The organism is Streptomyces sp. NPDC017225 (genome assembly GCF_044331465.1).
Taxonomy (GTDB): Bacteria; Actinomycetota; Actinomycetes; order Streptomycetales; family Streptomycetaceae; genus Streptomyces.
Genome location: NZ_JBIRNE010000038.1, coordinates 1 through 24,800, shown reverse-complemented (window position 1 = coordinate 24,800; position 24,800 = coordinate 1). Strand labels below are relative to the sequence as shown.

Here is a 24,800-nt window from a genome sequence, read left to right as displayed (position 1 = left end):
ATCCCTTGGTCCGGTAGTGATCGGCGGAATTCAGCGAAGGTCGAAGAAGTCCCGGTAGGAATTCAGTTGTCCCTCGAGCATGTGAATTCCGTGATGGACACGGTGTCCGCGTGTGGCGGCCTCGCGCAGCAGCCGGGTCTCGCGGGGCTTCATGATGATGTCGGCCACGACGCAGCCCGGTGGCAGGTGCTCCAGCGGGAAGGGCAGCGGATCGTGGGCGCGCAGCCCGAGCGGGGTGGCGTTGACCGCGATGTCGACGTCCCCCGCCCGCGGCCCGCTCAGCGCGTGCACCCGCCCCGGCCAGTGGGCGTCGAGCCGGGCGACCAGCGCGTCGAGTTTCGCGGCGTCCGTGTCGTACACGTGGAGCCGGTCGGCGCCGGCCGCGAGGAGTGCCGCGGCGATGGCGCTGCCCGCGCCGCCCGTGCCGACGAGCGCCACCCGGCTGCCCTTCGGGTCGTGGCCCGCTCCGACGAGGCCCGCCACGAAACCCGAGCCGTCGAAGTTCTCCGCGAGCCAGCCTCCGTCGGCCTCGCGGCGCAGCACGTTCGCGCTGCCGACGATGTCCACGGTCGTGCCGCACCGGTCCGCGAGGTGCCGGACGGCCGCCTTGTGCGGCACGGTGACGAACATGCCGTCGAGGTTCCGCACGTGTCGCAGGCCGCGCACGACGGTCTCCAGGTGCGGGGGCCGTGCGTGCACCGGGACGACGACCGCGTCGCGGTGCAGTGCGGCGAGGAGGGGGTTGATCAGCGCGGGCGCCTGGACCTGGGCGACGGGGTCTCCCAGGACGGCGTACAGACGGGTGGTGCCCTGGATGGGCACGGCGGGGGGCTGTGCGGTCATCGCGGCCTGTCCTTCCGGTCTGCGGCGCCGTCGGCCACCAGCGCGGCCACGACGTGGGCGAGTTCCCGTGCCTGGTCCCCGTTGAGGCGGGGGTCGCAGGCCGTGCGGTAGCGCTCGGGCAGGTCGGTCTCCGTCGGGCCCCCGGTGCCTCCGACGCATTCGGTGACGTGGTCGCCGGTGAGTTCGAGATGGATGCCGCCGGGGTGGGTGCCGAGCGCGCGGTGCACGTCGAAGAAGCCGGTGATCTCGTCGGCGATCGCGTTCCACTGCCGGGTCTTGTGTCCGCCCGCGGACGTGTAGGTGTTGCCGTGCATCGGGTCGCACTGCCAGATCACCTGGTGGCCACCGGCGGTGACCTTCTCCACGATCGGCGGCAGCACGTCCCGGACCCGGGTGTGCCCCATGCGGCTGATCAGTGTGAGCCGTCCGGGTTCGGCGTGCGGGTCGAGGCGGCGCACGTAGGCGGCGGCCTCTTCGGGGGTGGTGCCCGGGCCGATCTTCAGGCCGAGGGGATTGGACAGGAGTTCCGCGAACGCGATGTGCGCGCCGTCGGGGCGGCGGGTGCGTTCGCCGATCCACAGGAAGTGCCCGAGCCCGCTGGCCAGGCGGGGTTCCGGTCCGCTGGTGTCGGCCCGCAGCGAGGAGCGTTCGTAGTCGAGCAGCAGAGCCTCGTGGCTGACGTAGACGTCGCCGCCCGGCGCGCCGTCACGGCCGAGTCCGCGGACCAGCGCCATCGCGCCGGTGGCCTCGGCGTGGGCGCGCAGCATCCGGCCGGGGTCGGGGGTGCGGGCCGCCCTCGTGGGCTCGGCGGAGTTGACCATGTCCCCGCGGTACGCGGGCAGCCCCTGGTCGTCGACGGCCCGGGAGCGGGGCTTGGCGTACTGGCCGGCCATCCGGGCGACCTTGACGACGGGCAGTCCGGTGCGGTGGGTGAGCACGTAGGCCATCTCCGCCAGCGTGCGCAGGTTGGCCCGCTGGTGGGCCGGCGTGTTCTCGGCGAAGGACTCGGCGCAGTCGCCGCCCTGGAGGAGGAACGCCTCACCCCGTGCGACCGCGGCCAGTTCGTCGCGCAGTCGGGCGGTCTCGGCCGGCGTCACGATCGGCTCGGCGCGGCTCAGCAGCGTCCTGACCTGTCCGGCCTGAACGGGGTCGGGCCAGTGCGGCTGTTGCTCGGCGGGCCGGCCGAGGGCGTCCGCGAGCCTGCCGGCGAGCGTCCGGCCGACCTGACCGGCGACGCCGGCCCGGCCGTCGAGGGGGGTGGGGCCGTCGATGGAGGTGGGGCCGTCGATGGAGGTGGGATCCTCGATCGAGGTGGCGTCGTCGATGGCGGCGTGATCGTCGTTGAGGGAGAGGCCGCGGGTGAGGGTCGGACTGTCAGGGAGTGCCGGGCCGCCGGTGCCGGTCGGCCACTGGGTCGGCTGCCTCATGAGCGTGCCGTGTCCGACGTGGCGGCGACGGGCGCGGCGGCACCGACGAGATCCGCCAGGGGCGCCCGGGGCATCTCGTCGAGGACGCGTGTGACCACCTCGGGCGGTACGTCCTCCACCAGTTCCGCGCCCTTCGGCCCGTCGAGGACGAAGGTGAGTCCGCTGACCGCCTTCTTGTCGTGCCGCATCAGCCGCACGAGGGCCCCGGTCCCGGTCCCGGTCTCGTTCCCGGTCCCGGTCTCGTTCCCGGTCTCGGCGGGCAGCGCGGCGGGCAGCCCGTAGGAGCGGACGACGTCCCGGTGCTCGGCCACCCGTGCCTCGTCGATCCGGCCGAGGGCGCCGGCGAGGCGGCCCGCGAAGACCGTTCCGACGGCCACCGCCTCGCCGTGGCGCAGGGCGAACCCGGTCGCCTTCTCCAGCGCGTGGCCCAGTGTGTGGCCGTAGTTGAGGATGTGCCGCAGGCCGGTGTCCCGCTCGTCGGCCTCCACGATGCGGGCCTTGAGGGCCACGCTCGCCGCGATCTGCTCCGCCGGCGGCAGCGCGCGCAGGTCCGGCGCGCCGATGAAGTGGCAGCGGGCTATCTCGCCGTAGCCGTTGAGCATCTCGCGCGGCGGCAGGGTGGACAGGTAGTCCGTGTCGCACAGGACCGCGCTCGGCTGCCAGTAGGCGCCGACGAGATTCTTCCCCTCGGGCAGGTTCACCGCCGTCTTCCCGCCGACGCTCGCGTCCACCTGGGCCAGCAGTGAGGTGGGCAGGTGCACGACCGCGACACCCCGGTGGTAGAGGGCGGCGGCGAGTCCGACCACGTCGGTGGTCGTTCCGCCGCCGCAGGAGACGACGACGTCGGACCGGGTGAGCCCGAAGCGTACGAACTCGCCGCACAGCCTCTCCACCGTGCCGAGGGTCTTGGCCCGCTCCCCGTCGCGGGCCGGCAGCAGCAGGGTCTCCACGCCGGTGTCGGGCACCCATTCCGGCGGGCGGGCCGACACGACGACCGCCCGTCCGGCGCCCAGCCGCCCGACGACCTCGGCGAGCGATCTACGTACCCCGGGACCGATGTGGATGTCGTACGCGTGGTCTCTCAGGCGCAGCGGAATGGATGCCATGACGTTCCTACCGGCCCGCCGTCACCCGGCGGACGCGGGCCTCGGACCGCTCCTTGCGGTCGAGCTCGTCCAGGTGCGGATAGGACGGGCAGCCGTAGACCCGCTGGAACGGCTCGAACGTGTCCCACTCCTTGCGGCGCCGCATCTCCTGCGCCACCGAGTTGTGCTCGCTCCAGAAGTCGCCCCCGATCAGGCGCATGAGGTACTTCTCCAGGGTGTCGCGGTCGGTGGAGCGGGCGGCGTCGGCGGCCATGGCGACCAGTTCGCCGTCGTAGTAGGCGTGGATGAGCCGGATGTAGGTGTCGTAGCCGGTCTTGAAGTAGTTGGAGTACCGCTCCATCTGACGGTCCTCGGCCGAGGGGTCGGCCAGTACCTCGCCGAGTGTCTCGGCGGCTCGGACGGCGGTGGCCGTCGCCACCAGGACGCCGCCGGAGAACATGGGGTCGCCGAAGCAGCCGGCGTCGCCGACCATGAGCCAGCCGGGGCCGGTGACCGTGTCGGCGTGGTAGCAGTAGTCGGTCTCGACCTTGAGGTCCATGGAGGGGCTGGTGCCGGTCAGGCGCTCGACGATCCTCGGCACCCGGGCCAGGTGCTCCTCGAACCTCTCCTCCGTCGTCGACCCGCGCAGCACGTCGCGCGGCATGACCGTGCCCACGCTGATGGTGTCCTTGGTCAGCGGGATCGCCCAGACCCAGCCGTCGTCGTGGGCGGCGACCTGGATGTCGCCCTCGACACCGGGGTTGTGACGCTCGTCGAGACCGCTGTAGTGGCGGAACACGGCGACCATGCGGAGCTTCTCCAGGGTCTTGCGCAGCCCGAAGCGGTGCGCGATGCGCCCCGAGCGGCCGCTGGCGTCGACGACGTAGGCGGCGCGCACCTCGTGCGTCTCACCGTCGCGCTCGTAACGGGCGCCGACCATCCGGTCACCGTCCATGAGCAGCTCGTTCACGTTCGCGCCGAGCAGGACCCGCGCGCCGGCGGCCTCGGCCTGCTCGGTGAGCATCCGGTCGAACTTGGCGCGCTCCACCTGGAACGCGTTGTCGTGCCGGCCCACACCCTGCTTGGTGAAGTCCGCGCGGAAGACGCCCTCGAAGAACTTCTTCTCGGTCGGGTCGATGAACTCGCCGCCGAACTTGGGCACATACCCCTGGGCCGCGACCGTCTCCCGCAGTCCGATCCGCTCGAACAGGCCCATCATGTACGGCAGCAGGGACTCGCCGATGTGGAACCGGGAGTCGCGCTCCTTCTCCAGGAGCACCACGGAGTGCCCCTGCTTGGCCAGCACGTAGGCGCAGACCGAACCGGCCGGCCCTCCGCCGATCACGACCACATCGGCTGATTCCTTCGCCATCTTCTTCCCTTTCTGGTGCCAACTCGTTTGACCGGAGCGCTGCTGGGTGACAGGAGTGCGGTTCAGCTGAATTCGTCGGACAGCAGGTGGGAGACCAGCCGCTGGTGCTCGTCGTCGTCCGTGATCGTGCGCGTCTCCTCGCGGCCGTCACGGACCGTCAGGTACCGGCGTCCCTTCAGGACGGCCTGACCGTTTCCGAAGGCCCGGCCGCACAGGATCTTCCGGCCGTCCTGAGGTGCGGTGTCCGCGGCGATCTCCCGGGCGAGGAACTCCTCCATTTCCTTCCAGTCGCTCCACTGCCGGGCCTGTAGCGTGAAGGTGTAGACGACGCTCCACCGCGTGATCCTTCCCCTGCGCTGTAGAGCGGTCCTGGAACCACGGTCGACAAGGCGGTACTGGCATCCGTACTGGCTCTGCACCTCGTCGGAGACCAGCAGGGGTTCCACGTAGGAGGGGCCGGGGTAGCCGACGTCCACGAGCCGGTCGGCGCCGTCCAGGGCGACGCGGTTGAACATGTGCTCCACGTCGAGCCCGGACGCCTCCCGTCCCTCGGCGGTGCTGGCCGCCAGCAGCGTGACGTCGTAGCCCAGTTCCGTCAGGAGCCGGGCGAACAGCCGGTTCAGCTGGAAGCAGGTGCCGCCCCGCCCCTGGACGACGCACGTCTCGAACGTGGCGTCCTCGTCGAGTTCGACGAGCCGCACGCCGTCGGCGAAGTCCTGGGTGGCGCCGTTGTACGGGATCGCCATGAGGTGGTTCCTGTGCAGCTTCCGCAGCGTCGCGATGTCCACACCGGTGTCACCGGCACAGCCGATGCGCGCCAGGTACCTGTCCACGTCGAACACTCTCGTCACCTTCTCTCGTGGGGGATCGCCGCTTCACACGGAGACCGCTACGGGGAGCGCCGCCTGTTCGCCGCACATGAGCCCGTGCAGGTGAGCGGCGAGCATTCCTGCCGTCGGGTAGTCGAAGACCAGGTTGGGCGGGAGCTTGCGCTCGGTGAGGTCGCGGAGCCGGTTGCGCAGTTCGATGGAGGTGAGGGAGTCGAAGCCGACCTCGAACAATCCCTGGTCCGCGTCGATCCGGTACGTGGCGCTGTGGCCCAGCACCGCGGCCACCTGGTCCCGGACGAGGTCGAGCAGCACCTGCGCCTGCTCGGCGGCGGGCAGGCCGGCCAGCCGTTCGGACAAGGCCTTCCCCTGCTCACCGGTGCTCGCCGTGTGGGCCGACTGGCGGCCGGCGCGGACCAGGCCGCGCAGCATGTGCGGGACTCCCCCGCCGTCCCCGGCCCGGGTGCGCAGCGACGTCAGGTCCAGCTTCGCGGGCACCAGTTGCGCGTGTCCGGAGCCCAGCGCGGCGTCGAACAGTTCCATGCCCTCGGCCGGTGTGATCGCCTGGAGGCCGCCGCGCCGGTTCATCCGCGCCTTGGTGAGGTCGTCGGTGCCCGCCGCCATGCCGCTGGTCTGCTCCCACAGACCCCAGGCCAGCGACAGCCCCGGCAGGCCCGCCGCCCGGCGGTTGGCCATCAGCCCGTCCAGGTAGGCGTTGGCCGCCGCGTAACTGCCGCTGCCCGCGCCCATGAAGACCGCCGAGACGGACGAGTAGACGACGAAAAGGTCCAGAGCCAGAGGGCGGGTGAGCTCGTCCAGGTGGCGTACGGCGTCCACCTTGGGTGCGAACACCCTCGCCAGCCGCTCCGGGGTCAACGCTGCGATGACCCCGTCGTCGGTCACGCCCGCGGTGTGGACGACCCCGCGCAGCGGATGCTCGTCGGACACCTCGGCCAGGAGGGCCTCGACCTGGGCACGGTCGGACACGTCACAGGCCACGACCTCCACGGTCGCACCCTGCTCGGCCAGCTCGGTGACCAGCTCCGTCGCCCCCTCGGCCTCCGGGCCCCGGCGACTGGCCAGGACCAGACGCCGTACACCGTGCCGCGTGACCAGATGCCGGGCGACCAGGCCGCCCAGCGACCCGGCACCCGAGACCAGAACCGTCCCCTGCCGCCCGAACGCCGTGGACGGGCCCGTGTCCTGGGCACCGGCACGGACGAGCCGGGGCACGGAGAGTGTGGTACCACGCACCGCGACCTGCGGCTCGCCGCCGGCCAGCGCCACACCCAGCGCGGTCACCACCGCTTCGACCGGGTCGGTGCCGGCCGGATCGGTGCCGGCCGGATCGGTGCCGGCCGGATCGGTGCCGGCCGGATCGGTGTCGGCCGGATCGGTGTCGATCAGGACGACGCGGTCGGGGTTCTCGGCCTGCGCGGCGCGCACCAGACCCCACACCGCCGACGCGGCCGGATCGGTCACCGTCTCCACCTCGCCGGCGGGCACCGCGCCCCGGGTCACCACGGCCAGCCGTGTCTCCTCCAGGCCGGGGCCGTCCAGCCAGCACTGCACAACCTCCAGCACTCGGGTGGCCAGCTCCAGCGCCGCGTCGTCGCCCTCACCGCCGTTGGCCTCCAGGACCGCCAGGGCCGGCGCCGGGGCGCCCGATTCCACGTCGTCGGCCAGGGTGGCCACGTCCTCGGCGGTGGTGACCGGCACCCAGGACGGCGCGATCTCCGTTCCCTGGAGTGGCAGCAGTTCGGTCCACTCCACCCGGAACAACGAGTCGGCCCGCGTGATGTCCGCCGCCGAATCCAGCTGCTCGGCGGAGACCACCCGGGACACCAGCGAGTCCATCGTCACGACCAGGGCGCCGGCCTCGTCCGCCGCCGCCAGCGACAACGCGTCCTGCTCGCAGCGCGCGATGCGCACCCGCAGGACCGAGGCGCCGACGGCATGCAGCACCAGGCCGTTCCACGCGAACGGCAGCCGCAACTCCTGCCCGTCCGGCCCGGCCTCGGCTCCGTCGCCGGCCCCGACCGCCCCCGCGATCTGCAGCAGGGGCGAGTGCAGGGCCGCGTCGAGCAGGGCGGGGTGGATGCCGAACCTTCGTGCATCCTCGCGGTGTTCCTCGGGCAGTGCGACCTCGGCGAAGATCTCCTCGCCGCGCCGCCACAGGGCGCGCACACCCTGGAACGCCGGGCCGTAGCCGTATCCCACCTCGGTGAGAAGGCCGTAACCGCCCTCGACGTCCATCGGCTGAGCACCCGGGGGCGGCCAGGTGGCGAAGTCGAACCCTCCCGTACCGGCGGCGCCCGGTTGCGGCACCTCGGCCAGCAAGCCGGTGGCGTGCCGCGTCCACGCGTCCGCGCCGGTCCGCAGGGAGGCGTCCTCGCGCCGCGAGTACACGTCCACGGTGCGCGTCCCGTTCTCGCCCGGTGCGCCGACGGCGACCTGGACCCGCACCCCGCCCTGCTCCGGCACCACCAACGGCGCCTCGATGACCAGCTCCTCCAGCACACCGCAACCGGCCTCGTCACCGGCCCGCACGGCCAGCTCCACCAACCCGGTACCGGGGACGAGCACCACTGTGCCGACCCTGTGGTCGGCCAGCCAGGGCTGCGCCTTCAACGACAGACGGGAGGTGAACACCAGCCCGTCGGAGTGCGGCAGCTCCACCATCGCGCCCAGCAGCGGGTGATCCGTCCCGGCCAGCCCGAGGGACGCAGCGTCGGTGGGGGCGTCGGTCGCCTGGAGCCAGTAGTGCTGGTGGTCGAAGGCGTACGTGGGCAGGTCGAGCTGGGCCGAGGTCGCCCCGGCCGGGAGTATCCCGGCCCAGTCGACGGTGACACCCCGCACGAACAACTCCGCCATCGACGCCAGCAGACGACGCAGCCCCCCGTCCTGACGGCGCAGCGAGCCGGTGACCACGGCGTCCGTGTCCCCGTCGGCGGCGTAGACGGTCTCGGTGATCGGCTGGACCAGCACCGGGTGGGCGCTGACCTCGACGAAGACACCATGACCCTGATCCAGAAGGCCGGCGACAGCCGGGCCGAAACCGACCTGGCTGCGGAGATTGCGGTACCAGTAGCCGCCGTCCAGAACACCCGCCGCATCCACCCACCCGCCGGTGACGGTCGAGTAGAACGGAATCGACGGCTGTGCAGCTTCGACGCCGGCGAGCGTGCCGGCGAGGATCTCTCGGATGTCCTCCACATGCCGGGTGTGCGAGGCGTAGTCCACCGCCACCCGCCGCACCCGGACACCCTCAGCAGCCAGAACCTCCAGCACCTCGTCCAGCGCCCCGGCATCACCAGCCACCACGACCGACGACGGCCCGTTCACCGCGGCCACCTCGACCCGGTCCGCCCAACGCCCCAGACGCTCAACCGCCTCGCTCTCGCTCAACGCGACCGAGGCCATACCGCCACGCCCCGCGAGCTGCCCGGCGATGGCCTGACTGCGCAACGCCACCACCCGCGCCGCATCCTCCAGCGACAACGCCCCCGACACACACGCGGCAGCGATCTCACCCTGCGAATGCCCCACCACCGCGTCGGGCTCCACACCCACCGACGCCCACACCGCCGCCAACCCCACCATCACAGCGAAACTCGCCGGCTGAAGGACATCGACCCGATCCAGCAGACCCGGATCGGCATCACCGCGCAGCACATCGACGAGTGACCAGTCGATGAACGGCTCCAGGGCCGCCGCACACTCCCCCACCCGCGCCGCGAACACCGGCGAGGAATCGAGCAGCTCCCGGCCCATACCCGCCCACTGCGAGCCCTGCCCCGGGAACACCCACACCACCTTCCCCGGCGCACCCGAACCGCTCACCCTCCCGGTGACCAGGCAGGCCGGGTTCTCACCGCGCTCCAGGGCACGCAGCCCCGCCAGCGCCTCCGCGTCCGAGTCGGCGACCACCACCGCGCGCTCGGTCTGCAGCGCCCTCCTGGTGATCAATGCGCCGGCGAGGTCCGTCAGGGAGTTCCCGTCGGCTTCGGCTTCCTCGACGAAGGCCGCGAGCCGCCTCGCCTGCCCGGCCAGAGACCCCGCGCTACGGGCCGACACCACCAACGGCACCACACCAGCAGGCGCAACCGATCGCTCCGCCGCCGCCTCCTCGGGCGCCTCCTCCAGGATCAGGTGCGCGTTCGTCCCGCTGATGCCGAAGGACGAGACACCGGCCCGGCGCGGACGGCCCTCACGCGGCCACTCCCGCGCCTCGGTCAGCAACTCCACGCCGCCCGCCGACCAGTCCACCTGCGACGACGGCGCGTCCACATGCAGCGTGGGCGGCAGGGTCGCGTGCCGCAGCGCCTGCACCATCTTGATGACGCTTCCCACGCCCGCGGCCGCCTGGGTGTGCCCGATGTTCGACTTCAACGAACCGAGCCACAACGGCCGCTCCGCGTCACGGTCCTTGCCGTACGTGGCGAGCAGCGCCTGCGCCTCGATCGGATCGCCGAGGGCCGTACCGGTGCCGTGTCCCTCCACCACGTCCACGTCCGCAGCCGAGAGACCGGCACTGGCCAGCGCCTTGCGGATCACCCGCTGCTGTGACGGGCCGTTCGGAGCCGTCAGACCGTTGGACGCGCCGTCCTGGTTCACCGCACTGCCCCGCAGCACCGACAGGACCTTGTGCCCGCGCTCCCGCGCCACCGACAGACGCTCCAGGACGACCAGTCCGACGCCCTCGGCCCAGCCGGTGCCGTCCGCACCGTCCGCGTAGGCCTTGCAGCGGCCGTCGCCGGCCAGGCCCCGCTGACGCGAGAACTCCACGAAGCTGACCGGTGTCGCCATCACCGTCACGCCGCCGGCGAGGGCCATGGTGCACTCGCCCTGGCGCAGCGCCTGCGCGGCCAGATGCATCGCCACCAGCGACGAGGAGCAGGCGGTGTCCACGGTGACCGCCGGGCCCTCAAAGCCGAAGACGTACGACACCCGGCCCGACGCCACACTCGACGCCGTGCCCGTGCTCGCGAAGCCCTCCAGTTCCGGTGCGGTCACGCCGGCCCCGTAACCCTGGCTGGACACTCCGGAGAACACGCCGACGTCCGTGCCCTTGAGAGAGGTCGGGTCGATGCCCGCCCGCTCCAGGGCTTCCCAGGAGGTCTCCAGGAGCAGCCGCTGCTGCGGATCCATCGCCAGCGCCTCACGCGGTGAGATCCCGAAGAACCCCGCGTCGAAGAGACCCGCTTCCCGTACGAAACCGCCCTGGCTGGTGTACGACGTGCCCGCGCTCTCCGGGTCCGGGTCGAACAGGCCTTCCAGGTCCCAGCCCCGGTCCTCGGGGAAGGCGGACATGCCCTCACGGCCTTCGGACACCAGCCGCCACAGGTCGTCGGGGCCCGTCACACCGCCGGGCAGCCGGCAGGCCATGCCCACGATCGCGATCGGCTCGTCGGGGTCCGCGACGGCGGCGGGAGGCGTGGCCGGTGCGCCGGCCGCCGCCGTGTCCCCGAACTCCTCACGCAGATAGCCGGCGAGGGCCTGCGGCGTCGGGTAGTCGAAGATCAGCGTGGCGGGGAGCTTCAGGCCGGTCGCCTCGCGCAGCCGGTTGCGCAGTTCCACCGAGGTGAGCGAGTCGAACCCGGCTTCGTTGAACGCGGTGTCCGCGCGGACGCTGTCCGGTCCGCTGTGACCGAGGACGACCGCCGCCTGGGTACGCACGAGGTCGAGGAGCAGGGTCTCCCCTTCCGCCTCGGTGAGCCCGGACAGCAGGCGGGGCAGGTCGTTCTCCTTGCCGGCCGCGGCTCGTGCCTGTCGGCGTCCCGCCGGTACGAGGCCGCGCAGCAGGTGCGGGACCGCCGCCCCGGCCGCCGCGCCGGCCCGTGCACCGCTCAGGTCCATCTTGATCGGCACGAGCAGCGCCTGCCCGGACACGAGCGCGGCGTCGAACAGTTCCGTGCCCTCGGTGGCGGTGATCGCCAGGACACCCCCGCGGTCGGCCCGTGCCTGGTCGGCGTCGCCGAGGTGGGCGGTCATCCCGGCGTTCTGTTCCCACAGGCCCCAGGCCAGCGAGAGTCCGGGCAGACCCGCGGCCCGGCGGTCGGCCATCAGCCCGTCAAGGTAGGCGTTGGCCGCCGCGTAGTTGCCCTGGCCCGCCGATCCGAACACGCCGGAGGCGGACGAGAACACGACGAACGCGTCGAGGTCGAGGCCCAGCTCACGGGTCAGTTCGTCGAGGTGTCGTACGGCGTCGGCCTTCGGTGCGAACACCTTCGCCAGACGGTCGGGGGTCAGTGCCCCGATGACTCCGTCGTCGAGGACGCCCGCGGTGTGGACCACGCCGCGCAGGGGGTGCTCGTCCGGTATCCGGGCGAGGAGGGCTTCGGTCTGGTCGCGGTCGGACACGTCACAGGCCACGACCGTCACGGCCGCGCCCTGCTCGGTGAGCTCGGCGACCAGCTCCCGCGCGCCCTCGGCATCCGGGCCGCGCCGGCTGACCAGGAGCAGCCGCCGTACGCCGTGCCGGGTGACCAGGTGCCGGGCGACCAGGCCGCCCAGCGATCCGGTGCCGCCCGTGATCAGCACCGTCCCCTGCGGGGCGAAGACGCGGGGTGTGTCCGGAGCGGACCCGCCGGCGCGGGCGAGCCGGGGCACCTTCAGTGCCGTGCCGCGCACGGCGGCCTGAGGTTCTCCCCCGGCCAGTACCGCGCCCAGCACGGGCACGGCTCCGTCCTCGGCGGCGGGGTCGGTGTCGATCAGGGTGATCCGGTCGGGGTTCTCCGCCTGCGCCGCGCGCACCAGGCCCCACACGGCCGCCCCGGCCGGGTCGGTCACCACACCGTCAGCGGCGGGCACCGCGCCCCGGGTCGCCACCACGAGCCGGGACTCGTCGAGGCCGTCGGCGGCCAGCCACGCCTGCACCACGCTCAACACCCGCGAGGTGAGCGCCAGTACGGCGTCCTCACCGTCGCCGTCGTCGGCGGTGACGGCCCCCAGCACCGCGATCGCCGGAACCTCGGCGCCGCCGGCGAGGTCCGCCACGTCGTCGGCCGTGAGCACCGGCGCCCAGGTGGGGGCGTCGGGGGCCGCCTGGGCGGGCGGCGGTTCGATCCAGTCCACCTGGAACAGCGAGTCGGCGACCGTCGAGTCCGTCACCGGCTCCAGCTGGTCGGCGGAGACGGGCCGGGACACCAGGGAGTCCAGTGTCACGACGGGGCCGCCGGTCTCGTCGGCCGCCTCGAGTGTCACGGCGCCGGGTCCGGCGGTGCTCAGGCGGATACGCAGCGCGGAAGCGCCGGCGGCGTGCAGTTCCAGGCCGTTCCACGCGAACGGCAGGACCGGCTGCCCGGGGTTCTGGCCCGCCGTGTCCGCCGCGTCCGCCGCCTCGGCGCCGAACATTCCGGCGTGCAGGGCGGCGTCGAGGAGCGCCGGGTGGATGCCGAACCGGTCCGCGCTCTCGCGTTGCTCTTCGGGCAGGGCGGCCTCGGCGAAGATCTCGTCGCCGCGCCGCCACACGGCGCGCAGGCCCTGGAACGCGGGGCCGTAGCCGTAGCCGCGTCCGCTCAGGTCGCCGTAGAAGTCACCGATCTCGACGCTCTCCGCGCCGGCCGGCGGCCACGCGGTGAAGCCGAACCCGTCGCGCCGGGCAGGGGGTTCGGTGGTGAGGGTGGCGGTGGCGTGCCGTGTCCAGGCGTCCTTGTCGCCGGGGGCGTCCTCGCGCTGGGAGAAGATCTCCACGGTGCGCGACCCGTTCTCGCCCGGTGCGCCGACGGCGACCTGGACCCGAACCCCGCCCTGCTCCGGCACCACCAACGGCGCCTCGATGACCAGCTCCTCCAGCACACCGCAACCAGCCTCGTCACCGGCCCGCACGGCCAGCTCCACCAACCCGGTACCGGGGACGAGCACCACTGTGCCGACCCTGTGGTCGGCCAGCCAGGGCTGCGCCTTCAACGACAGACGGGAGGTGAACACCAGCCCGTCGGTCTGCGGCAGACGCACCACCGCACCAAGCAGCGGATGATCCGCCGCCACCTGCCCCAACGACACCGCGTCGGTCACCGACCCCGCCGTCTGAAGCCAGTAGTGCTGGTGGTCGAAGGCATACGTCGGCAGGTCCACGACCTCCGGACCCGACCCGGCCCGCGGCAGCACGCTCGTCCAGTCCACGGGGACACCGCGTACGAACAGTTCCGCCATCGAGGCCAGCAGGGTCCGCACCTCCGGGCGGCCGTCACGCAGTGCCGCCACACACGTCGGGTCGACGCCGGCGGCGGTGGCCGTCTCCTCTACCAGTCCCGTCAGGGCCGCGCCCGGGCCCAGTTCGACGAAGAGCGTGGCGCCGTACTCGACCGCGGCCGCGATCCCCTCGGCGAACCGCACCGGCCGGCGCACGTGCCCGGCCCAGTACTCCGGGCCGGCGAGTTCGTCGGGCGCGGCGAGGCGCCCGGTCACGTTCGAGATCACCGGGATCGCCGGTGCCTGCCACTCCACCTCGGTCAGTTCCGCGGCGAAGTCGGCCAGCATCGGCTCCATGCGCAGGGAGTGGAACGCGTGGGAGACCGCCAGGCGCTTCGTCTTGCGGCCCCGTTCCCGCAGCCGGCCGGCCGCGGCGAGGACGGCTTCCTCGTCACCGGAGAGCACCACGGAGGCGGGGCCGTTGACCGCCGCGACCTCCACACCGTCACCGAGCAGGCCGGCGACTTCCGTCTCGTCGGCGGCGACCGCGACCATCGCCCCGCCCGGGGGCAGGGCCTGCATCAGCCGGCCCCGGGCCGCGACGAGACGCGCCGCGTCCCGCAGCGACAGCACCCCGGCCGCGTGCGCGGCGGCGACCTCGCCGATGGAGTGTCCGATGACCGCGTCCGGCCGTACGCCCCAGGACTCCAGAAGCCGGAACAGGGCGGTCTCGACCGCGAACAGGCCCGCCTGGGTGAACACCGTCTGCTTCAGCAGTTCGGAGCTGCCCGGCACCCTGCCCAGGACCACTTCCCGTACGGGATGGTCGATCCACCCGGCGAGGAAGGCGTCGAGCTGCTCGCACGCCTCGTCCAGGGCCCGGGCGAACACCGGGTGGCGGTCGTACAGCTCACGTCCCGCTCCCGCGCGCTGCGATCCCTGGCCCGGGAACACCCATACGACCTTGCCCGGCCCGCCCGTACCGGACGCCCTGCCGGTGACGACCCCGGCGGCGTGCTCGCCGCGGGCCAGCGCCCCGAGCCCGGCCGAGGCCTCCTGGGCCGAGTCGGCCAGGACCACCGCGCGTTCCCGGAGCAGCGCCCGCTCCGACAGCAACGCACCGGCCACGTGCGGCAACGGCGCCGCGTCCGGGCCGGAGCCCGCCCCGGCGTCCGATTCGGAGTCCGGGTCGGCGTCCGAGCCGGTGCGCGGCCCGGCGTCCAGGTACGCGGCCAGTCGCCCGGCCTGGCCCGCCAGGGAGGCTTCGCTGTGTGCCGACACCACCAGGGGCACCACACCCGCGATGGCCGCTTCCGCCGTTTCCCGCCCGGCCCGCTCCGTCCCCTCCTCGGTGGCCGTCTCCTCGCCGGTGCCCCGGGCATCGGCTTCCTCCCCGGGCGTCTCGTCCTCCGCGACGCGGGCGGCCTCCTCCGCGGGGGCCTCTTCGAGGATCAGATGGGCGTTCGTGCCGCTGATACCGAACGAGGAGACTCCGGCGCGCCGAGGGTGGCCGTCGCGCGGCCATTCCCTGGCCTCGTTGAGCAGCTCGACCGCGCCCGCCGACCAGTCGACCTCGGTCGTCGGCTCCTGGGTGTGCAGCGTCGGGGGCATGATGCCGTGCCGCAGCGCCTCGACCATCTTGATGACACTGGACACGCCCGCGGCGGCCTGGGTGTGCCCGATGTTCGACTTCAACGAGCCGAGCCACAGCGGGTGCTGGGGATCGCGTCCTTGCCCGTACGTGGCCAGGAGCGCCTGCGCCTCGATCGGGTCGCCCAGTGCCGTGCCGGTCCCGTGCCCCTCCACCACGTCCACGTCCGCGGCGACCAGCCCGGCCCCGGCCAGCGCCTTGCGGATCACCCGCTGTTGTGACGGGCCGTTCGGAGCCGTCAGACCGTTGGACGCGCCGTCCTGGTTCACCGCGCTGCCCCTGATGACCGCGAGGACCCGGTGCCCGCGCTCACGGGCCTCCGAGAGCCGCTCCAGGACCACCACACCCGCGCCCTCGGCCAGGCCCATCCCGTCCGCGCCGTCGGAGTACGCCTTGCACCGCCCGTCGGCGGCCATGCCCTGCTGCCGGGAGAAGACCACGAAGGTCCCCGGCGTCGACATCACCATCGCGCCGCCGGCCAGCGCCAGCGAGCACTCGCCCTGCCGCAGTGCCTGCGCGGCGAGGTGGATGGCGACGAGGGACGACGAGCACGCCGTGTCCACCGACACCGCGGGGCCCTCGAAGCCGAAGACGTACGACACCCGGCCCGACGCCACACTCGACGCCACGCCGGTGCCGGTGAAGCTCTCCAGCTCGGGCGCGACGCCGCCGGCGCCGGAACCGTAGCCCTGGCTGGAGACACCCGAGAACACACCGACGTCCGTACCCTTGAGCGAGACGGGATCGATGCCCGCCCGCTCCAGGGCTTCCCAGGAGGTCTCCAGGAGCAGCCGCTGCTGCGGATCCATCGCCAGCGCCTCACGCGGCGAGATCCCGAAGAACCCCGCGTCGAAAAGGCCCGCGCCCTGAAGGAAGCCGCCCTGGTCGGTGTAAGACGTGCCGGGATTGTCCGGGTCCGGGTCGAACAGGCCCTCGAGCTCCCAGCCCCGGTCATCGGGGAACCCCGACACGGCGTCCCGGCCGTCCCGCACCAACCGCCACAGATCCTCGGGACCCGCCACACCGCCGGGCAGCCGGCACGCCGTGCCCACGATCGCTATCGGCTCACCCGCGTGCGAGGAGCCCTGCTTGCGCAGGGTGTGCAGTTCCGTGGTGACACGCTTGAGGTACTTGAGGAGCTTTTCGTCCGTGGCCATTCGTCAGTCCTCACGAGAGATGTGGCGGTGCCGGTGCCCTGAACCGGCGTCACACGAGCCCGAGTTCTCCGTCGATGAAGTCGAGGACTTCGTCGGCCGATGCGGATTCCAGCTTCTCCGCGACCGTGGAACCGTCCGTCTGCTCGACCACTCCATTGCACCTGGCCACCAGGCCCTGAAGACGCAACGCGATACTGGTCCTCATGGATTCGTCGAGGCTCACTGCACCGAGGAGCGACTCGACGTCTTCTATCTTCGTGTTCACCCTCGACAACACGTCGTCGCCGATGCCGAGTTCGTCGCGCAGGAAGCGGGCGAGCATGAGCGGGGTCGGGTGGTCGAAGACCAGCGTGGCGGGCAGTTTCCTGCCGGTCACCTCGCGCATCCGGTTGCGCAGCTCCACCGACGTGAGGGAGTCGAATCCGACGTCCTTGAACGCGGTCTCCGCCTTGACGCTCTCCGGTCCGCTGTGGCCGAGCACGACCGCGGCCTGAGTGCGCACCAGGTCGAGGATCATGGCCTCCTGCTCCGGCCCGGGGAGCCCGGACAGCCGGCGCAGCAGGTCGCCGTCCTGTGCCGCCGCCGCCCGCGCCTGCTGCCGGCCGGCGGGCACGAGGCCGCGCAGCAGATGCGGCACCGCTCCGCCGCCCGCCGCACCGGCCCGCACGCCTCGCAGGTCCAGTTTGACCGGCACCAGCAGTGAGTCCACGGTGCCGACCGCGGCGTCGAACAGCTCCATGCCTTCGGCGGGCTGGAGCGCGACGACTCCGTCGCGGTTCGCGCGCCGGCTCATCCGGGCCTGGTCGTCGGTGCTGAGGTGGGTGGTCATGTTGGTGGCGTGTGCCCACGTGCCCCAGGACAGGGAGAGGCCGGGCACTCCCGCCGCGCGGCGGTGGGCCATCAGCCCGTCCAGGAAGGCGTTCGCGGCCGCGTAACCGCTGCTGCCGGCGCCCATGAAGACGGACGAGGCGGAGGAGTAGACGACGAAGGCGTCCAGGGCCAGGGGGCGGGTCAGCTCGTCGAGGTGGCGTACGGCGTCCACCTTCGGCGCGAACACCCTCGCCAGCCGTTCCGAGGTCAGGGTCTCGACGAGCCCGGCCTCGAACACGCCGGCCGTGTGCACCACACCTCGCAGGGGGTGCTCCTCCGGAACCCCGGCGAGCAGGGACTCGACCTGCGCACGGTCGGACATGTCGCAGGCCACGACGGAGACCGTCGCCCCGTGCTCGGTGAGTTCGGCGGCCAGTTCCCGCACACCCTCGGCATCCGGTCCCCGGCGACTGGCCAGGATCAGGTGCCGCACGCCGTGCCGGACGACGAGGTGCCGTGTGACGAGTTCGCCCAGGGACCCCCCGCCCGACACCAGGACGGTCCCCCGCGGCCCGAACACCGGGTGCGTGTCGGGGGCGCCGGCGCGGGCGAGGCGGGGCACGGAGAGGGTGGTGCCGCGCACCGCGATCTGCGGCTCACCACTGGCCAGCACCGCCGCGAGGACGGCCCGCGGCACGGTGTCCGCCGGGTCCGCGGAGAGCTGGTCGGTGTCCAGGAGGACGATACGGTCGGGATTCTCCGCCTGCACGGCCCGTACCAGGCCCCACACCGCCGACCCGGCCGGGTCGGTCACCGTGGCATCGCCACCGGCGGCAACCGCGCCCCGGGTGACGACGACGAGCCGCGAATCGTCGAGCCCGCCCGCGGCCAGCCACGTCTGTACCACGGTGAGGACACGGGAGGTCAGCGCCAGTACGGCATCGTGGCCCGCACCGCCCACGGCCTCCAGGACCGCCGCTTGTGGGGCCACGGTGCCTTCGGCCAGCGCGCCGACCTCGTCCGCAGTCCCCACCGCCGCCCACGTGGGTACCGACTCCGGCGCCGGCGCCGGCGCCGGGGACAGTTCACGCCAGTCCACGCGGAACAGCGAGTCGGCGGCGACCGTGCCCGCCGCCGTGTCCAACTGCTCGGCGGACACCGCCCGGGACACCAGCGAGTCCATCGTCACGACCAGGGCGCCGGTCTCGTCCGCCGCCTCGACCGACAGGGCGTCCGGGCCGCTCGGCGCGACCCGTACCCGCAGCGCCGAGGCACCCGCCGCGTGCAGCACCAGGCCGTTCCACGCGAACGCCAGCACCGGCCGGCCGGCTTCCTCCTCCGGCGTGTCCCCGGCGAGCGCACCACCGAACGTGCCCGTCTGCAGGGCCGCGTCCAGCAGGGCGGGATGGATGCCGAACCTTCCTGCCTCCTTGCGGTGTTCCTCGGGCAGGGCGACCTCGGCGAAGACCTCCTCGTCGCGGCGCCACACGGCACGCACTCCCTGGAACGCCGGGCCGTAGCCGACACCGCGCTCACGCAGTTCGTCGTAGAAGTCGGCGGCATCGACCTCGACCCGCCGGGCGCCCGGGGGCGGCCAGGCCGCGAAGTCGAACCCGGTTGCGCGCGCCGGGGCCGTCGCCGCGAGGATTCCGGTGGCGTGCCGCGTCCACGCGTCCCCGTCTTCAGAGACCTCATCACGCTGCGAGTGCACCTCGACGGAACGCGTCCCGTTCTCGCCCGGTGCGCCGACGGCGACCTGGACCCGCACCCCGCCCTGCTCCGGCACCACCAACGGCGCCTCGATGACCAGCTCCTCCAGCACACCGCAGCCGATCTCGTCACCGGCCCGGACCGCCAGTTCGACGAGTCCCGTGCCCGGCAGCAGCGCCATGTCGCCGATCACGTGGTCGGCCAGCCAGGGCTGCGCCTTCAACGACAGACGGGAAGTGAACACCAGCCCGTCGGAGTGCGGCAGCTCCACCATCGCGCCCAGCAGCGGGTGATCCGTCCCGGCCAGCCCGAGGGACGCAGCGTCGGTGGGGGCGTCGGTCGCCTGGAGCCAGTAGTGCTGGTGGTCGAAGGCGTACGTGGGCAGGTCGAGCCGGGCCGAGGTCGCCCCGGCCGGGAGTATCCCGGCCCAGTCGACGGTGACACCCCGCACGAACAACTCCGCCATCGACGCCAGCAGACGACGCAGCCCCCCGTCCTCACGGCGCAGCGAGCCGGTGACTATGGTGCCGGTGCCCGAGGCATCGCTCTCGTCGAGGATCTCGGTGATCGGCTGGACCAGCACCGGGTGGGCGCTGACCTCGACGAAGACACCATGACCCTGACCGACCAACTCCCCCACCGCCGGGCCGAATCCGACCTGGCCGCGGAGATTGCGGTACCAGTAGCCGCCGTCCAGAACACCCGCCGCTTCCACCCACCCGCCGGTGACGGTCGAGTAGAACGGAATCGACGGTGCCTGAGCCTCGACACCCGACAGCGTCTTGGCAAGAGCGTCACGGATGTCCTCCACATGCCGGGTGTGCGAGGCGTAGTCCACCGCCACCCGCCGCACCCGGACACCCTCAGCGGCCAGAGCCTCCAGCACCTCGTCCAGCGCCCCGGCATCACCAGCCACCACGACCGACGACGGGCCGTTCACCGCGGCCACCTCGACCCGGTCCGCCCAACGCCCCAGCCGCGCGACCACCTCTTCTTCACTCAGGGCAACGGAGGCCATACCGCCACGCCCGGCGAGCTGCCCGGCGATGGCCTGACTGCGCAACGCCACCACCCGCGCCGCATCCTCCAGCGACAACGCCCCCGACACACACGCGGCAGCGATCTCACCCTGCGAATGCCCCACCACCGCGTCGGGCTCCACACCCACCGACGCCCACACCGCCGCCAACCCCACCATCACAGCGAAACTCGCCGGCTGAAGGACATCGACCCGATCCAGCAGACCCGGGTCAGCATCACCGCGCAGCACATCGACGAGTGACCAGTCGATGAACGGCTCCAAGGCCGCCGCACACTCCCCCACCCGCGCCGCGAACACCGGCGAGGAATCGAGCAGCTCCCGGCCCATACCCGCCCACTGCGAGCCCTGACCGGGGAAGACCCATACGACCTTGCCGGGCGCCCCCGAACCGGAAAGGACTCCGGCCGTGCTCTCGCCACGGGCGAGGGCACGCAGACCAGCGACAGCCTCATCGTCCGAGCCGGCCACCACCACCGCACGCTCACCCAGCACCGCACGGCCGGTCACCAGCGCGCCGGCGACGCCCGTCAGAGAACCCCCACCGGCCTCCTCGACGAAGGACGCGAGCCGCCCCGCCTGCCCGGCCAGAGACCCCGCACTACGCGCCGACACCACCAACGGCACCACACCAGCAGGCGTAACCGATCGCTCCGCCGCCGCCTCCTCGGGCGCCTCCTCCAGAATCAGGTGCGCGTTCGTCCCGCTCACCCCGAAGGACGAGACACCGGCCCGGCGCGGACGGCCCTCACGCGGCCACTCCCGCGCCTCGGTCAACAACTCCACCGCACCCGCCGACCAGTCGACCTCAGTCGTAGGCGCGTCCACGTGGAGGGTGGGCGGCAGGGTCGCGTGCCGCAGCGCCTGCACCATCTTGATGACGCTTCCCACACCCGCGGCCGCCTGGGTGTGCCCGATGTTCGACTTCAACGAACCCAGCCACAACGGCCGCTCCGCGTCACGGTCCTTGCCGTACGTGGCCAGCAGCGCCTGCGCCTCGATCGGGTCACCCAGCGCCGTCCCCGTCCCGTGGGCCTCGACGACGTCCACGTCCGCAGCCGCCATTCCCGCGCTGGCCAGGGCCCGCCGGATCACCCGTTGCTGCGAGGGGCCGTTCGGAGCCGTCAGACCGTTGGACGCGCCGTCCTGGTTCACCGCACTGCCCCGCAGCACAGCGAGCACCCGGTGCCCGCGCTTTCGGGCGACCGACAGACGCTCCAGGAGCACGACCCCGACGCCCTCGGCCAGGCCCATGCCGTCCGCACCGTCCGCGAACGCCTTGCAGCGGCCGTCGGCGGCCAGGCCCCGCTGACGCGAGAACGCCACGAAGTTGCCGGGAGTGGCCATCACCATCGCACCGCCGGCCAGCGCCATCGAGCACTCGCCCTGGCGCAGGGCCTGAGCCGCCAGATGAATGGCCACCAGCGACGAGGAACAGGCGGTGTCGAGGGACACCGCCGGGCCCTCGAAACCGAAGACGTACGACACCCGGCCCGACGCCACACTCGACGACGCGCCGGTGCCCGCGAAACCCTCGGTTTCCGGGGTCACCACACCGGCGCCGGCACCGTAGCCCTGACCGGACAGTCCGGAGAACACGCCGACATCGGCGCCCTTGAGCGAGAGCGGGTCGATACCCGCCCGCTCAACCGCCTCCCAGGAGGTTTCCAGGAGCAGCCTCTGGTGCGGGTCCATCGCCAGCGCCTCGCGCGGCGAGATCCCGAAGAAGCCCGCGTCGAAGAGACCGGCGCCTTGCAGAAAGCCGCCCTGGGTGACGTACGACGTGCCCGGATGGTCGGGGTCCGCGTCGAAGAGTCCCTCCAGGTCCCAGCCCCGGTCCTCCGGGAAGTCCGAGACCGCGTCGACGCCTTCGGCGACCAGCGTCCACAGTTCCTCGGGCGAGGAGACACCCCCCGGGTACCGGCACGCCATGGAGACGATGGCGATCGGCTCGCGCGCCTCCTCCTGGACCTCGCGCAGCCGCTTGCGGGCAGTACGGGCGTCGGCGATGGCCCTCTTGAGATAGTCGCGGAGTTCTGCCTCGTCAGCCACTGGATTCAACCCCCAGGAAATGAATGTGTGCGATGGCCATGGGTGGGATGCCGCACCGTCCGTATGGAACCGTGCGGGACCGTATGGAGCCGTGCGGGACCGTGCGGGCCGGGCTCACGGGGGCACGGCCCGCACGGGTGCGTCTGGTGCGTCTGGTGCGTCTCGGCCGCGTCAGTCGAGCTGGTCGACGAGCGCGAACAGCTCCTCGTCACTGGCGGTGTCGAGATCCTCGTCGGACGAGTCGGCACCGCCCGGGCCCTCGCCGGGGCCGTCCGTCGCCTCGGCCACCCGCAGCAGTTCCAGCAGACGCGCGGTGATCCGCTCGCGGGCCTCTTCGTCGGCTCCCGCTGTCTCGATGGCCGCTTCCAGACCGGCGAGACCGGCCAGCACCGTGTCGGCGGGAGCCGCCTCGTCGACCGCGAGTTCGGTCCGCAGATAGCGGGCGAGGGCCTGCGGGGTCGGGTGGTCGAAGACCAGCGTGGCGGGCAGCTTGAGGCCGGTCGCCTCGCGCAACCGGTTGCGCAGCTCCACGGACGTGAGCGAGTCGAATCCGGCTTCGTTGAACGCCATTTCCACCCGGACGCTCTCCGGTCCGCTGTGACCGAGCACGACGGCGGCCTGCGCGCAGACGACCCCGAGGAGCAGAGCTTCCTGCTTCGCCGCGGAAAGTCCCGCCAGCCGGTCGGACAGCTGTCGCCGGTCGCCACCGCTGCCGGCGGCCGACCGTGCCGACTGCCGGCCCGCGCGGACCAGGCCGCGCAGCAGGTGCGGCACTCCGCCGCCCGCCGCCGCGTCGGCACGTACGGCCCGCAGGTCCAGGTCGGCCGGCACGAGCAGTGAGTGCTCGGACCGCAGCGCGGCGTCGAACAGCTCCATGCCCTCGGCCGACCGGAGCGCCATGACTCCGCCACGTCCTTCGCGCCGGCTCATGCGGGTCCTGGTGAGGTCGTCGATGTTGCCGGCCATGCCGGTGACCTGCTCCCAGGGACCCCAGGCCAGCGAGAGCCCGGGCACCCCGGCCGCGCGGCGGTGGGCCATCAGCCCGTCCAGGAAGGCGTTGGCCGCCGCGTAGCCGCCGCTGCCGGCGCCCATGAAGACGGACGAGGCGGAGGAGTAGGCGACGAAGGCGTCCAGAGCCAGGGGGCGGGTGAGCTCGTCGAGGTGGCGTACGGCGTCCACCTTCGGCGCGAACACCTTCGCCAGCCGCTCCGAGGTGAGTGCTCCGATCACCCCCGGGTCGAACACACCGGCCGTGTGCACCACACCTCGCAGGGGGTGCTCCTCCGGAATCCGGGCGAGCAGGTTCTCGACCTGCGCGCGGTCGGACACGTCGCAGGCCACGACGGAGGCCGTCGCCCCGTGCTCGGCCAACTCGGCGACCAGTTCCTTGGCACCCTCGGCATCCGGGCCCCGGCGACTGGCCAGGACCAGGTGTCGCACGCCGTGCCGCGTGACCAGATGCCGGGCCGCCAAGGCCCCCAGCGAGCCGCCGCCCGAGACCAGCACGGTCCCCTGGGGCCGGAACACCGGAGCCCCGACCGCCTCGGGGACGCCGGCGCGGGCGAGGCGGGGCACGGAGAGGGTGGTGCCGCGCACCGCGATCTGCGGCTCACCACTGGCCAGCACCGCCGCGAGGACGGAGTCCAGCACCGACTCCACACCGCTTTCGGCGTCGGGGTCGGTGTCGATCAGAACGACACGGTCGGGGTTCTCGGACTGGGCGGCACGCACCAGACCCCACACCGCCGCTCCGGCGGGGTCGGTCACCGCACCCGCTTCGCCGGCGGGCACCGCGCCCCGGGTCGCCACCACGAGGCGGGACTCCTCGCCGCCGGATGCGCCCAGCCACACCTGCACCATCTCCAGGACCTTGGAGGTTAGCGCGAGTACGGCGTCGTCGCCCTCACTGCCGACGGCCTCCAGGACCGCCACCGCCGGGGCTCCACCGTCGGCGGTCAGGGCGGCCAGCTCGTCGGCCGTCGTCACCGGCAGCCACGGTGGCGCGGGCTCCGCCTCCCGGGCCAAGGGCAGTTCGGTCCACTGCACCGCGAAGAGCGAGTCGCGGCTCTCCTCCGCTGCCTTGGCACCCAACTGCTCGATGGACACCGCCCGCATCACCAGCGAGTCCATCGTCAGCACCGGGGCGCCCGCTTCGTCCGCCGCCGCGACGGACAGTGCGTCCGGACCGTTCGGCGCGACCCGCACCCGCAGCGCCGAGGCACCGGCCGCGTGCAGCACCAGGCCGTTCCACGCGAACGGCATCACCGGCTGCCCGGCCTCCTCCTCCGGCGTGTCCGCCGCGACGGCGAAGGTCCCGGCCTGGAGGGCGGCATCGAGCAGCGCGGGGTGGATGCCGAAGGCTCCGGATTCCTCACGCTCCTCGTCGGGCAGTGCGACCTCGGCGAAGAGTTCCTCGCCGCGCCGCCACACCGCACGCACTCCCTGGAACGCCGGGCCGTACGCGTAACCGCGCTCGAGCAGACCGTCGTACAGGTCACCGGTGTCCAGCTCCACCTGCTGGGCGTCGGCCGGCGGCCAGGCGGCGAAGTCGAACCCGGAGGCGCTGTCACCCGTTTGCGGCACGACCGCCAGCATGCCGGTGGCGTGCCGTGTCCAGGCGTCCTTGTCGCCGGGGGCGTCCTCGCGCTGGGAGAAGATCTCCACGGTGCGCGTCCCGTTCTCGCCCGGTGC

The 24,800-nt window shown here is 72.8% G+C and carries 8 protein-coding genes; all 8 read right to left on the bottom strand.

Annotated features, from left to right (window positions below; translation table 11 throughout):
• Positions 1-30: 30 nt before the first annotated feature.
• Entirely contained in the window at positions 31-843 is an 813-nt protein-coding gene (locus ACH4NX_RS37725) for a shikimate dehydrogenase family protein (protein WP_398130339.1), read from the bottom strand.
• On the bottom strand, positions 840-2,270 hold the full coding sequence (locus tag ACH4NX_RS37720) for a 3-deoxy-7-phosphoheptulonate synthase (protein WP_398130338.1): 1,431 nt from the start codon (positions 2,268-2,270) through the stop codon (positions 840-842). Before ACH4NX_RS37720 ends, ACH4NX_RS37725 begins: the two co-directional genes overlap by 4 nt.
• On the bottom strand, positions 2,267-3,376 hold the full coding sequence (locus tag ACH4NX_RS37715; RefSeq protein ID WP_398130337.1) for a 3-dehydroquinate synthase family protein: 1,110 nt from the start codon (positions 3,374-3,376) through the stop codon (positions 2,267-2,269). Before ACH4NX_RS37715 ends, ACH4NX_RS37720 begins: the two co-directional genes overlap by 4 nt.
• A gap of 7 nt (positions 3,377-3,383) precedes the next feature.
• On the bottom strand, positions 3,384-4,727 hold the full coding sequence (locus ACH4NX_RS37710) for an NAD(P)/FAD-dependent oxidoreductase (protein WP_351400869.1): 1,344 nt from the start codon (positions 4,725-4,727) through the stop codon (positions 3,384-3,386).
• A 62-nt stretch (positions 4,728-4,789) separates the two neighbouring features.
• On the bottom strand, positions 4,790-5,569 hold the full coding sequence (locus ACH4NX_RS37705; RefSeq protein WP_398130336.1) for an arylamine N-acetyltransferase: 780 nt from the start codon (positions 5,567-5,569) through the stop codon (positions 4,790-4,792).
• Positions 5,570-5,602: 33 nt separating this feature from the next.
• Positions 5,603-16,498 carry a type I polyketide synthase gene (locus ACH4NX_RS37700; RefSeq protein WP_398130335.1) on the bottom strand — a complete coding sequence of 3,632 codons (10,896 nt, stop codon included), beginning with the start codon at positions 16,496-16,498 and terminating at the stop codon, positions 5,603-5,605.
• Between the two features lie 49 nt (positions 16,499-16,547).
• On the bottom strand, positions 16,548-22,109 hold the full coding sequence (locus ACH4NX_RS37695; protein WP_398130334.1) for an SDR family NAD(P)-dependent oxidoreductase: 5,562 nt from the start codon (positions 22,107-22,109) through the stop codon (positions 16,548-16,550).
• A gap of 171 nt (positions 22,110-22,280) precedes the next feature.
• A partial coding sequence (locus ACH4NX_RS37690) for an SDR family NAD(P)-dependent oxidoreductase (protein ID WP_398130333.1) occupies positions 22,281-24,800 on the bottom strand: 2,520 nt, incomplete at its 5' end.

Bases quoted from the DNA above. Each gene is read 5' to 3' on its own strand.
- ACH4NX_RS37720 (WP_398130338.1), bottom strand. From the start codon at position 2,270: ATGAGGCAGCCGACCCAGTGGCCGACCGGCACCGGCGGCCCGGCACTC.
- ACH4NX_RS37710 (WP_351400869.1), bottom strand. From the start codon at position 4,727: ATGGCGAAGGAATCAGCCGATGTGGTCGTGATCGGCGGAGGGCCGGCC.
- ACH4NX_RS37715 (WP_398130337.1), bottom strand. From the start codon at position 3,376: ATGGCATCCATTCCGCTGCGCCTGAGAGACCACGCGTACGACATCCAC.
- ACH4NX_RS37725 (WP_398130339.1), bottom strand. From the start codon at position 843: ATGACCGCACAGCCCCCCGCCGTGCCCATCCAGGGCACCACCCGTCTG.
- ACH4NX_RS37700 (WP_398130335.1), bottom strand. From the start codon at position 16,498: ATGGCCACGGACGAAAAGCTCCTCAAGTACCTCAAGCGTGTCACCACG.